Annotated in this window: 17 protein-coding genes and 1 pseudogene; 17 read left to right on the top strand and 1 reads right to left on the bottom strand. The window is 41.4% G+C overall.

The genetic code is table 11. The features are described from left to right. Positions 1-47 precede the first annotated feature (47 nt). From G541_RS0107900 to G541_RS0107820, 17 genes are all read left to right on the top strand, one after another. Positions 48-230, top strand: a complete 183-nt coding sequence (locus G541_RS0107900) for a hypothetical protein (RefSeq protein ID WP_027826062.1) — start codon at positions 48-50, stop codon at positions 228-230. A gap of 220 nt (positions 231-450) precedes the next feature. After that, on the top strand, positions 451-777 hold the full coding sequence (locus tag G541_RS0107895; RefSeq protein ID WP_155824560.1) for a hypothetical protein: 327 nt from the start codon (positions 451-453) through the stop codon (positions 775-777). Continuing rightward, positions 719-1,237 carry an HNH endonuclease gene (locus G541_RS10755; RefSeq protein ID WP_338086466.1) on the top strand — a complete coding sequence of 173 codons (519 nt, stop codon included), beginning with the start codon at positions 719-721 and terminating at the stop codon, positions 1,235-1,237. Before G541_RS0107895 ends, G541_RS10755 begins: the two co-directional genes overlap by 59 nt. Before the next feature lie 124 nt (positions 1,238-1,361). Then, positions 1,362-1,826 (top strand): phage terminase small subunit P27 family, encoded by a 465-nt coding sequence (locus G541_RS0107885; RefSeq protein ID WP_027827083.1) that lies wholly within the window; start codon positions 1,362-1,364, stop codon positions 1,824-1,826. A gap of 3 nt (positions 1,827-1,829) precedes the next feature. Then, positions 1,830-3,716, top strand: coding sequence for a terminase large subunit (locus G541_RS0107880; protein WP_027827082.1), 1,887 nt, complete (start codon positions 1,830-1,832; stop codon positions 3,714-3,716). A gap of 16 nt (positions 3,717-3,732) precedes the next feature. Further along, complete coding sequence (locus tag G541_RS0107875) at positions 3,733-3,915, top strand: DUF1056 family protein (RefSeq protein ID WP_027827081.1); 183 nt, start codon at positions 3,733-3,735, stop codon at positions 3,913-3,915. Positions 3,916-3,917: 2 nt separating this feature from the next. Further along, positions 3,918-5,072 carry a phage portal protein gene (locus G541_RS0107870; RefSeq protein ID WP_027827080.1) on the top strand — a complete coding sequence of 385 codons (1,155 nt, stop codon included), beginning with the start codon at positions 3,918-3,920 and terminating at the stop codon, positions 5,070-5,072. After that, a complete protein-coding gene (locus tag G541_RS0107865; RefSeq protein WP_420890030.1) occupies positions 5,047-5,730 on the top strand; it encodes a head maturation protease, ClpP-related in 684 nt (227 codons plus the stop codon). The genes G541_RS0107870 and G541_RS0107865 overlap by 26 nt, the downstream gene beginning before the upstream one ends. Before the next feature lie 18 nt (positions 5,731-5,748). Then, positions 5,749-6,945: a phage major capsid protein gene (locus tag G541_RS0107860; protein ID WP_035163229.1), complete on the top strand. Its 1,197-nt coding sequence runs from the start codon at positions 5,749-5,751 to the stop codon at positions 6,943-6,945. Positions 6,946-6,958: 13 nt separating this feature from the next. Then, on the top strand, positions 6,959-7,282 hold the full coding sequence (locus G541_RS0107855; protein WP_027827077.1) for a head-tail connector protein: 324 nt from the start codon (positions 6,959-6,961) through the stop codon (positions 7,280-7,282). Beyond that, entirely contained in the window at positions 7,275-7,628 is a 354-nt protein-coding gene (locus G541_RS0107850) for a phage head closure protein (RefSeq protein ID WP_027827076.1), read from the top strand. Before G541_RS0107855 ends, G541_RS0107850 begins: the two co-directional genes overlap by 8 nt. Beyond that, a complete protein-coding gene (locus tag G541_RS0107845; RefSeq protein ID WP_027827075.1) occupies positions 7,621-8,052 on the top strand; it encodes an HK97 gp10 family phage protein in 432 nt (143 codons plus the stop codon). The genes G541_RS0107850 and G541_RS0107845 overlap by 8 nt, the downstream gene beginning before the upstream one ends. Then, entirely contained in the window at positions 8,052-8,429 is a 378-nt protein-coding gene (locus G541_RS0107840; RefSeq protein WP_027827074.1) for a DUF806 family protein, read from the top strand. Before G541_RS0107845 ends, G541_RS0107840 begins: the two co-directional genes overlap by 1 nt. A gap of 3 nt (positions 8,430-8,432) precedes the next feature. Further along, on the top strand, positions 8,433-9,068 hold the full coding sequence (locus G541_RS0107835; protein WP_027827073.1) for a phage tail protein: 636 nt from the start codon (positions 8,433-8,435) through the stop codon (positions 9,066-9,068). A gap of 51 nt (positions 9,069-9,119) precedes the next feature. Continuing rightward, positions 9,120-9,482, top strand: a complete 363-nt coding sequence (locus G541_RS0107830; protein WP_027827072.1) for a hypothetical protein — start codon at positions 9,120-9,122, stop codon at positions 9,480-9,482. Further along, on the top strand, positions 9,479-9,667 hold the full coding sequence (locus G541_RS09720; RefSeq protein ID WP_035163227.1) for a hypothetical protein: 189 nt from the start codon (positions 9,479-9,481) through the stop codon (positions 9,665-9,667). The genes G541_RS0107830 and G541_RS09720 overlap by 4 nt, the downstream gene beginning before the upstream one ends. A gap of 13 nt (positions 9,668-9,680) precedes the next feature. After that, entirely contained in the window at positions 9,681-9,998 is a 318-nt protein-coding gene (locus tag G541_RS0107820; protein ID WP_027827071.1) for a hypothetical protein, read from the top strand. A 39-nt stretch (positions 9,999-10,037) separates the two neighbouring features. On the opposite strand, the pseudogene G541_RS09715 reads toward G541_RS0107820, so the two are convergent. After that, positions 10,038-10,289: pseudogene (locus tag G541_RS09715) on the bottom strand (IS30 family transposase); the annotation flags it as partial.

Raw genomic sequence — 10,289 nt, 5'->3', positions numbered from 1 at the left:
TAAGAAAGTTAAAAAACGCAATCAAGAGTTAAAGGATGTACTAAAAGATGACGACCAAATTAAGTGATGCAAAAAAGAAAGCTAACAAAAAATGGGACGACAAAAACAAGGAAAAGAAACGTCTGTACCAATATCGTTCCTATGCTAAAAAATACGTCAGAGAGCTTGCCAGCAAAAATGATCTGTTAGAATTAAAAGCGATGATTGAGGAACGATTAAGTCAATTATAAATCCGTGCAGATTTCGTGCAGATTTCGTGCAGAGAAATAAGTTATATTGGTAGTGTAGAAAGATTGGTAAGATCTTTCTACACATATCATTCTTTAAGATAGTGCGTGTACCATGATGTACACTGAGCGCGGTCTACTCATTAAATACAGGCCTCCAAGGAAATATTCATACATGAGTCTACCTGTGGCGGGTAGGCTTTTTTAATAGTTTGATATGAAGATGAAGAAGATTTTAAAGAGCGCAATTCTAAAAGAGAAAGAGATCTTAGATGAATTAAAAAAGTATAGTGAACATGATACAGAAATCGCAGGTCAGCCTAGTCAGGCTGACTTTTTTAATGGAGGTGTCACAATGAAACGAGTAGTAATCAACTTAGAGGACGAACGGGTAATCGTTGGTGCATCTAAGGATATGAGTTATAACGAAACAGTTGAGTTGCTAGGTGAAGGGTTGATTGCGACTGCTAAGCAAGCAGGGATGAAAGAAGATGTGGTACTTACCTGGCTGTCTAATCGGTTCAAGGTGGAAGCCAATGCCAAAGGTTAGACGCTGTCGGTACCGTGGTTGTCATGCAATGGTGGTAAAGCCTGATCAGTATTGTAGTCAACATATTAATCAAGCCAGATCTAATCGCTCTGAGTACAATCGAATATATAATGCAACGGTGAGAAAGAAAGCGGACCATGCAGAGCGCTATCGCTTTTATAAGTCAAAGATTTGGCAATCACTTAGAGTAAACATTCTTAAGCGCGATATGTATCTCTGTCAGTACTGTAAGGAACAAGGCAGAGTAAAACCTGGTAATATTGTCGATCACATTGTACCGATTGAGTATGATTCGTCTTTAAGAGTAGATCCAACCAATCTGGTTACGGTATGTAAGGAATGTCACAATGCAAAGACACGATGGGAACACAGTTACTATGGGACAGGTCAAAATGCAACTAGGAAGAAAGTTGTTAAGATCCAAGATTTAAAACTGATAGTACGATTAATTTTTAAATAAAAATTTGAGCCCCCCGCAGGTTTTCAACGCTTGAAGAGCGCACGTTGCACTCATCTTGTGTTGAATAACACATTTTAAAATTTTAATGTAGGGGGCTATCCTGAGAACGAAGGAGGTGGGTGTCATTGTGAAAAAAGAATTCTACAAGCAAAACGATGGGGAACTATCGCGGACCCCACCAGACCATTTAAGCACGCTAGCCAAGGCTTGTTGGCGGAAAATTGTCCCTTTTTTAGAGAGTACGAAGCGGGTAAAAAGGATTGATTCGGGCTTGGTCGAAATGTATTGCATTAACTATGAAATTTTTAGGAAAGCCTATGATGATATTTCAGCTAATGGAATTCAAACAGCCATGTATAAAACCTTGCAGGATCAGATGGGCCAAAAAATTGGGCGTGATTTCGTTGGTTATAAGAAAAATCCTGCTGTTGGTGTTATGAAGGACGCAGTCACGCAGCTTAATTCGATTGGTGTCCAACTAGGATTAACGCCAAAAGGGCGTCAGGAGCTAAAAGAGATCGCGGCTGATGGCGATGATAAACAGTCAGTTGCTAAGGGAGTAGCTAAGTTCTTTGGAAAGGATGTGTAGTTGATGGATAAGATTGATTTGACCAAAGATCATGATGTCCTGAAAGCTTACCATAGCTTAGACTTTACGGAAGTTAAAGCTACTTACACTGATCCAGGAACAGCATATTGCTTTAAAGTGTTGAATGAAGAAATTATTACAGGCTATGCAATCAAGCTAGCCTGTTTTCGTCATTTAAGGGACCTACAACGGCAAGACACAGAAGAATTTCCCTATCATTATTCAGTAAAAGAAGTCGATAATATCCTGAAGTTTGCTGCAATCTGTCCGGAAATCAAGACCAAGAAGCCGGTAAAGTTGATGGAGTGGCAAAAATTCATTCTAGCAATGCTGATTGGTTGGCGGGATCGGTTGGGTGACAAACGTTTTACACGGGCGATCATTTCTGTTGCGCGACATAATGGTAAGACCTATTTAATGGCGATTATCTCAATTTATAGCTTTTTAATCGAATCTTTAGGGGAAGCTGGCCAAGACTTTTTAGTAACTTCAATCAATTACAAGCAGACTAGTAAATTAATGGGCTATATCAAGCAAATGCTGATTGATATTTTACAGATTGAGCCATTTAAGTCGTTGGGAGTAGAAGCCGGAATTAATATGAAATCGCTGGCGTCACAATCAGATACGATTATCATGCCGAAGACGCGAAATATTATCCATGCGATTACATTTGAGTCCGGACAATATGACTCATTTCACTTTAAAACTGCAATCGGGGACGAGTTTGCCGACCCGAAGGTTTCAGAAGGTAGTGGCAAAGTAAGTAAAATTACTTCTGGTCAAGTTGATGTTAGCAACAAGCAGTTTATCCAGATTGCTACTGCTTATCCCGATCCGACCGTGCCCTTCCACCGTGATGAAGAACGAATCATTGCATTGATGGAGGCTGATTATAAGCGCCAGGGTGATACCTATCTAGTGCTCGATTGGGAACAAGATAGCGAGGACGAAATCTATCAACCTGAAACCTGGGCTAAGTCTAATCCGTTGCTGAATATGCCAGAAAAACGGGAACGAATGACCCAAGATATTAAAACTGAGCGGGAAAACGCGTTGATGTCTGGTAAAATCTTTGAATTTATGAATAAGTCGATGAATGTCTGGACACAAGCGTCAGTCAATTCCTTCCTGAAACTGGATGATATCAATCGGGCTATTATTCCAGAGTTCGATATTCAAGGACGGACCGTTTATATTGGTTTTGACTACTCCATGTTCTCTGATAACACTGGGATTGCATTTGTATATCCATATGATGATAAAGGACAACCGAAGTGGCATGTTGAACAGCACTCGTTCATTCCATGGAACAATGCGGGGTCGATTGAAGCCAAAGAGAAACAAGACGGGATCAATTACCGAGCATTAGCAGAAAAAGGTTTTTGTTCGATTACTAGCCACCCGCAAGGATTGATTAACAATGAGCAAGTTTATCAATGGCTGATGGAGTACGTTGAAGATAATCAACTGCAAGTAATGTTCTTTGGCTATGATAGCTGGGGGATGACGACGGCGATTAAGCAACTGGAATTAAATTCAGGGTGGCCCCTTAATCCAATTCGGCAAAGAACCAGTGATTTAAAGGATCCGACTAAGTTCTTGCAAAAAATCTTTGTGGAATCGTCGGTCACGCGATTAGACGATGAAATCCTAGAAAAGGCCTTAATTAATGCCCAGATTATTGAAGATAAGATCGGGATTCAAGTTGATAAAGCTAAGGCTACATTAAAGATTGACGTAGTTGATGCGATTATTGATGCAATGTATCAAGCCATGTATCACTTTGAAGACTTTGGAATGGCTAAAGATAAGTCACGGCAGGTGGAATTGATGACGGAAAAACAAGTTCTGGAATGGTTCCAATCCGATGAATCAGGACTGCAGTAAGGAGGTGGAAACAGTAATGGTACTTAAATTAATATGGCGGGTGTTTGACGTACTATGTTACGTTGCAGCACTCGCTGTTTTTGTATGGGGCTTTTTTAGAATCAACACCACCGCCGGAATCTTTGCTTTGGGCGTGGCCTTGTTAATCCTGGGCTTGCTGAGTGAAATGGTCGCCCAGAAGCAGGGAGGAGGTGATTAAAAATGCCAATATTCAACTTTAAGTTCATGTCAGTACCTGATTCTTCCTATACAGTTACAGATTTTTTGACTGGGAAAACTAAGTCGGGTTATGTTTCGGCTCAACGCGCACTTGAAAACTCAGATATCTTTGCCACAGTGAACCTGTTGAGTGGAGATTTAGCGACTGCCAACTTAATTGCTCAATCAAGCCGAGCCCAAACGATGATTAATAAGCCAAGTAACATGGCTAACGGGTATTTGTTCTGGAAGTCGGTATTTTTACAGATGTTAATCGGTGGGGAAGCCTTTGTCTATCGGTGGCGCAATCGCAATGGAGTTGACCTGGAATGGGAATACTTACGGCCTAGTCAGGTTAGCACCTTTGAACTGGACGATGGTTCTTCCTTGATTTACACCGTAACCTTCGATGAACCAGGTAAAGGTGTGATGGAGGCAATTCCCCAAACAGACATGCTACATTTTCGTCTAGCAAGTCGGAATGGTGGTAAAACAGGAATTTCGCCTTTGCAAGCTTTAAGTGCTGAATTGGATGTTAAGAAAGCCAATACTAAGCTGACTTTAACTGCTTTGAAGCAGGCAATTGTTTCCCCTGGGGTTTTAACTATTAAGAAAGGCGGACTGCTAAATGCTGATCAGAAAGCAGCTCGTTCACGGCAGTTTATGAAGCAACAGGAATCATCAGATTATGGACCAGTGGTTTTAGATGACCTAGAAGAATACAGTCCGTTAGAGATTAAGTCAGATATTTCAAGCTTGCTTTCACAAACTGACTGGACCGCTAAGCAAATTGCCAAGGTTTACGGAATTCCAGATTCATATTTGAACGGCCAAGGTGACCAACAATCATCAATTGACCAGATTAAAGGGATGTATATTAACTCGCTCAATCGTTACATGAATGCCATTACCAGCGAGTTAAGCACTAAACTTAATACCCTTGTTCAAGCTGATTTAAGACCGGCGGTAGACCCGTTAGGTGATGAATATGCGGTTAAAATTTCGAACCTGGTTAAGAACAAAGCGATTGACGCTAATCAGGCTAATTACGTTTTAAAGCAGGTTGGTTACCTGCCGGAAGATTTGCCCGAGTATACAGGAGTAGGGATCACAACGAAGGGAGGTGAGAGTGATGAAGAAAATCAAGATCAAGTCTGACATCGTAGATAATGACACCGGTAAGTTTTATGAGTGGTTTGGCTTAGGGGCTACATATCCTGAGCAGATCGAAACGGCACTAAACGAGAGTGATGACGATGTGGTGGTCGATATCAACTCACGGGGTGGTGATGTATTTGCAGCCTCTGAAATTTATACTTTGCTGGCACAATATCCGGGCAATGTAACTGTTAATATCCAAGGACTAGCTGCTTCAGCCGCTTCAGTAATTGCAATGGCAGGCGATAAAGTCCGGATTAGTCCGACAGCGCAACTTATGATTCATAAGGCCTGGACAGCTACTAGCGGTAATTCTGACGATTTACAACAAGAATCAGCTGTTTTAAACGGTATTGATGAATCAATCATTAATGCATATGAAGCTAAAACGGGTCTTGAACGTACGGAATTGTTAAACATGATGGCACAAGAATCCTGGCTGACAGCACAAGATGCAGTTGATAAAGGTTTTGCCGATGAAGTGATTACCTTCAATGCAACCCCACAGATTTTAAATGCTTATCAGGCACCTAAGATTGCCAAAGATAAGATCGAACAGTGGAAAAAAGTCATGGCCAAGGCTAAAGCCTATGATGACAGTCACAAAAAATTAGCGAATAAAGATGAACTACAAGCTAAGATTAGCTTGCTTTTTTAGTATTAGGAGGATTTTTATATGAATTTAAACCAATTGAAAGCTGCGTTTGACGAAGCAGGTAAGACAGTACAAAATTTGCAAGACAAACGCGCAAACATGATCTTAGATTTAAAGGGTGATGTTAATAGTCACTCACAAGAAGAACTAATTGCAGTAAAAAATGAATTGGCTAAGGCAACAGTTGTTCGTGATGAAGCAGAAGCGGCTTATGCTGATGCTCGTGCTAACCAAATTGCGGGCATGAAGGAAAAAGAACCATTAACGCCAACTGAAGAAAACTTGAAGAACAAGTTTGTGTCTGACTTCAAGGATATGATGCATGGCAAGGTATTCAACCAGGTTGATTCTTCAATGGACGGTTCAGGCTCTGACGCCGGTTTGACCATTCCTCAAGACATTCAAACAGCAATCCACACCTTAGTACGTCAATATGATTCACTGCAAGACTATGTCAACGTTGAATCTGTCGGGACAGCTACTGGTTCCCGTGTTTATGAAAAATGGGCTGACATCACACCATTAACCGAACTAGATGATGAAGGTACTAAGTTAGCTGACAATGATGATCCAAAGTTATCTGTTATCAAGTTTACTATTAAGCGCTACGGTGGAATCAACACTGCTACTAACTCATTATTGAAGGACACAGCTGAAAATATCTTGGCATGGTTGACCAGTTGGATTGCCAAGAAAGTGGTCGTTACCCGCAATACTAAGATTTTAGAAGTGATGGGTAAATTGCCAAAGAAGCCAAATATCACTAAGTGGGACGATATTATCGACTTAGAAAGTTCAGTCGATCCAGCAATCAAGAAGACATCAATCTTTATGACTAATACTACTGGTTTTACTGCTTTACGTAAGGTTAAGGATGCTATGGGTCGTTATTTGATGACACCGGACGTTCACAACCCAGAAGTTTACACTATCGATGGTTACCGGGTAGTAGAAATCTCAGACAAGTGGTTAGCAGATAATGCGGGTGCTCACCCACTGTACTTTGGGGACTTGAAGCAAGCTGTTACTTTATTTGATCGCGAAGCAATGTCCTTACTCTCCACTAATATCGGTGGCGGTGCTTTTGAAACTGACAGTACAAAGGTTCGGGTCATTGACCGCTTTGACGTAGTGGCAACCGACCAAGAAGCATTTGTACCAGGTTCATTTAAGACTATTGCTGATCAAAAAGCTAACTTGAACACACCAACTGCCTAAGGGGCTGATTTAAATGGCAAACCTAGCTGATTTGAAGCTTAGTTTACGACTTGATGATGATACAGACGATGCGCTTTTAAAGGGATATCTTGCCGCAGCCGAAAGCTATATCAAAAACGCTGTGGCTGAGGAAGCTCCCGAAGATTTTTGGACACGGGTGGATGTTAGCGACCTGGCGAATACGGCTACATTGGCTTTGGCTGCAACGTACTACAACAATCGGCAAGTAGTTACTACAACTACTGTTAACCCGATTGATTTAACACTTAATGCCATTATTGGAGTATTGAGAGGCAAGTATGTTCGCTACCAAGAGGAGGGATTAACCAATGGTTAAAGGTTTAAATCCTGCTCGAATGCGGAAAAGAGCGCAGTTTGGCAACTTAGTCAGAAACGGCAAAGTGAATCCCAATACTGGGCGAGCAACACAAGGGTTTGCCGAATCTTTTTCTCTTTGGTATGGGGATTACACGTTAACGCTTAGTCAACGACTGGCTTATCATGGCTTGGATAAGGACTTGGCGCGGGTGATTTTTATTCGTCACAATCCGCAGATTACGGAAGTGAAAAAAGTACAGATTGACAATGTTCTGTACGATATCCAAGAAGTTCAAGCGGATGACGGTTTAACTGCTGATGGCTTTGACCTGGTTGCCTTAAAGAAGGTGGTAAGCAATGGCTAATACGATTGAAAACGAAGCTTCATTTGAAGCATTTTTAGACCGGTTAGCAGATGGGTTAAGCATTGAAGATAAGATTGCAGCTAACAAAGCAGGGGCGGATGTCTTTAAACAAGCTCTCCATGACGCTACTCCCCGTTCAGATACTGTCTACAAGCGGGGAACGGTTCACTTACAAGATGCAATTGTTGAAGAAGTATCACCTAGTGGACGGGTTGAAGTCGGTTTTTCGGCCAAGTCACAACGGGGACATATTGCCCGCTTCCAAAATGATGGGTGGGTTGCTACGGACCGGAATGGTAAACGGCATAAGCAAGTACCAGGTAAGCACTTCTGGGAAAAAGCGGAGCATGCTTCCAAAGGACGGATCCAAGAAGCAGTTAAACACTCATTAGAAAAAGCAATTGCGCGAAAGGTGGGGCATTAATGACACCAGCAGCTTATGTTTATCGAATTATTGCCGATAATATTGCATCAATTCCTGGAATCGATGTAGACCATGTTTACACATTCTACATTGATGATGATCCAGTCGCACCGGATGTTTTTGTATTAATCACAGAAATAGTGGGCATGAGTGATGATTACGGCAATAACGAAACTGTGTATAGCAACAAACGCGTACAAATTGATCTTTACTATCCCAAGGACTATGACCAGGACATGGTAGTAATAGAACGACAGTTAAAGCAGGTTTTACGGGACCATGATGTTTATTGTTACTCTGATGCCGGTCACGTCTTAACTTTGGATAGCAAAAACATTACTAATACATTGAAATTCAATTTAAAAATGGAGGAATAATATATGGCGACAGTAGGTTTAAAAACGACTTATGTTGGAATTAAAGGTGAGGATGGAAATGTTATTCTCGGCTTAGATAAAGGTGGGGTTTCAGAAACAGGTGTTTTTGAAATCGATAATTTAAAGAAGAACGGGAACTTGGGGGCAGTTACTGCTAACATTACTGGGTTATCCGGGACAGTAACTAAGATTTCAGGTAATGACTCAGTGGTAGACGTCACTAACCCACCTTCTGCTCCTTCAGTAGCGCTGACATACAACCAAGTCAATGTTGCTGTTAAGCAAGCACTGTTAGGACGGAAGTTAGAAAATGGTGGGTATGTTGATACTGATAAGATGGTTGAAGCAGCTTTGATTGTTGAAACTCGTGATGAAATTGATAATAAGGCAATCTACTTTGCTTTTCCACGGGGGACATTCAATGAAACACAACAAAACATTCAGACCAATACTGATACGGCTCAAACCCGTGAAACAGAAGCAATGACTTTTACGGCATTGACTGCACCAGTCTTAGGTGGTAAGCCGTTCAAGATTTACTTTGAAACGGCTGAAGGTTTCAGCAAGAAAAAGATGTTTGATGAAGTGTTTGGTTCGACCCAAAAATTCATCACTGAAGACACAGCACTTGAACATTAATTAATTTAAAAAACAGAGACGAGCGATGTGAGACGACAGGAGGAAACAAACATGGCTAAAGTAGTAAAAGTGAACGGAACACTCTTAGGTTTACCAGATAAAAACTGGACCTTAATTGATTCCAATACTAATACCAAGAAGTTCATCAAGAACTTTATGGGCTGGAACGAAAAGATTCTCGATATTGATGACAGCCCAATTGAAATGATGCAACTAATCGTTGATGAAGTGCCAAACATCTTAGAAGATATGTTGGACTTAACTAAGACCGAGCGTAAGAAGATCGATGACGCTTCGTTTTCGGATCAATATGATATCTTTCGGGAAATGGCCCGTGCGTTCTTAGGAATTGAAATGGCATCAATTAGTGAAAATGAGGTTGACGAGGACCCAAAAGAGCCCGCCGACGAATGAATCTCCAGCTCAAAAAAATGAGTGATGATATTGATTATCTGGCGCAACAGTTACTAACTGAAAGCGGTGTGTTGCCGACCGACTACTATAATTCTTCTTTTTCGGATATGCAGGCGGCTTTGACTGCTAAACCACGAGAAGAACGACCAGTCGATGCAGGAGCATTTGCGCGTTCATTAATGTGAAAGGGGGAAGAAAATGGCGCAAGAAATTCAAGGTTACCGCTTTGCGATTGATCTAAACGACGGCGGAATGGCTAAAAGCATGCGGACAATCCGTCAGGAAGCTCGGGCGTTAAAAGCTGCCATGCAAGCTAATTTTGCTGAGATTCGAACTGGCGAAGGAATCATGCAGGCCTACGCTAATAAGGTTCAAGACGCCGGGCGAGCAATCAAAGCTCAAGAGTTATTAATTGAGCGGTTAAAAGAAGAGCAATCTAAGCTGGATACTGAAACGGATAAAGGTCAAAAAGCTTACCTCCGGTATGAAACGCAAATTAACCGCCAATTGCAATAATAAATTGAACACTTGCCAATAGCATCTGGTAGATTTTGACTATCTGTGTCGATAAATATGGTCAAGCTCTATGTCAAAGCACTCTTCTGGAGTCTTGTAGTTTAAGATCTTTCGAGGAAGAGAGTTGCACCATACTTCGATCTTAGCAATGTCTTCCACGCTGTACTTATCTATCCGGTCTCCCTTAGGAATATAGCGTCTGATAAGCCCGTTGTGCCGCTCTACGCTACCTTTATCACAGGATGTATAAGGGTGAGCATAATACACAAGCGTCTTGGAAACTTGCTCAAG

Source organism: Ligilactobacillus saerimneri DSM 16049, from assembly GCF_000423265.1.
GTDB lineage: Bacteria > Bacillota > Bacilli > Lactobacillales > Lactobacillaceae > Ligilactobacillus > Ligilactobacillus saerimneri.
The sequence above is the reverse complement of the archived record's forward strand: the minus strand, read 5'-3'. Positions and strand labels throughout refer to the sequence as shown.

What these genes read in the sequence shown, in the direction of transcription:
- G541_RS0107900 (WP_027826062.1), top strand. Translation starts at nt 48, where the DNA reads ATGACGACCAAATTAAGTGATGCAAAAAAGAAAGCTAACAAAAAATGG.
- G541_RS0107895 (WP_155824560.1), top strand. Translation starts at nt 451, where the DNA reads ATGAAGAAGATTTTAAAGAGCGCAATTCTAAAAGAGAAAGAGATCTTA.
- G541_RS10755 (WP_338086466.1), top strand. Translation starts at nt 719, where the DNA reads ATGTGGTACTTACCTGGCTGTCTAATCGGTTCAAGGTGGAAGCCAATG.
- G541_RS0107880 (WP_027827082.1), top strand. Translation starts at nt 1,830, where the DNA reads ATGGATAAGATTGATTTGACCAAAGATCATGATGTCCTGAAAGCTTAC.
- G541_RS0107875 (WP_027827081.1), top strand. Translation starts at nt 3,733, where the DNA reads ATGGTACTTAAATTAATATGGCGGGTGTTTGACGTACTATGTTACGTT.
- G541_RS0107870 (WP_027827080.1), top strand. Translation starts at nt 3,918, where the DNA reads ATGCCAATATTCAACTTTAAGTTCATGTCAGTACCTGATTCTTCCTAT.
- G541_RS0107865 (WP_420890030.1), top strand. Translation starts at nt 5,047, where the DNA reads ATGAAGAAAATCAAGATCAAGTCTGACATCGTAGATAATGACACCGGT.
- G541_RS0107860 (WP_035163229.1), top strand. Translation starts at nt 5,749, where the DNA reads ATGAATTTAAACCAATTGAAAGCTGCGTTTGACGAAGCAGGTAAGACA.
- G541_RS0107855 (WP_027827077.1), top strand. Translation starts at nt 6,959, where the DNA reads ATGGCAAACCTAGCTGATTTGAAGCTTAGTTTACGACTTGATGATGAT.
- G541_RS0107850 (WP_027827076.1), top strand. Translation starts at nt 7,275, where the DNA reads ATGGTTAAAGGTTTAAATCCTGCTCGAATGCGGAAAAGAGCGCAGTTT.
- G541_RS0107845 (WP_027827075.1), top strand. Translation starts at nt 7,621, where the DNA reads ATGGCTAATACGATTGAAAACGAAGCTTCATTTGAAGCATTTTTAGAC.
- G541_RS0107840 (WP_027827074.1), top strand. Translation starts at nt 8,052, where the DNA reads ATGACACCAGCAGCTTATGTTTATCGAATTATTGCCGATAATATTGCA.
- G541_RS0107835 (WP_027827073.1), top strand. Translation starts at nt 8,433, where the DNA reads ATGGCGACAGTAGGTTTAAAAACGACTTATGTTGGAATTAAAGGTGAG.
- G541_RS0107830 (WP_027827072.1), top strand. Translation starts at nt 9,120, where the DNA reads ATGGCTAAAGTAGTAAAAGTGAACGGAACACTCTTAGGTTTACCAGAT.
- G541_RS09720 (WP_035163227.1), top strand. Translation starts at nt 9,479, where the DNA reads ATGAATCTCCAGCTCAAAAAAATGAGTGATGATATTGATTATCTGGCG.
- G541_RS0107820 (WP_027827071.1), top strand. Translation starts at nt 9,681, where the DNA reads ATGGCGCAAGAAATTCAAGGTTACCGCTTTGCGATTGATCTAAACGAC.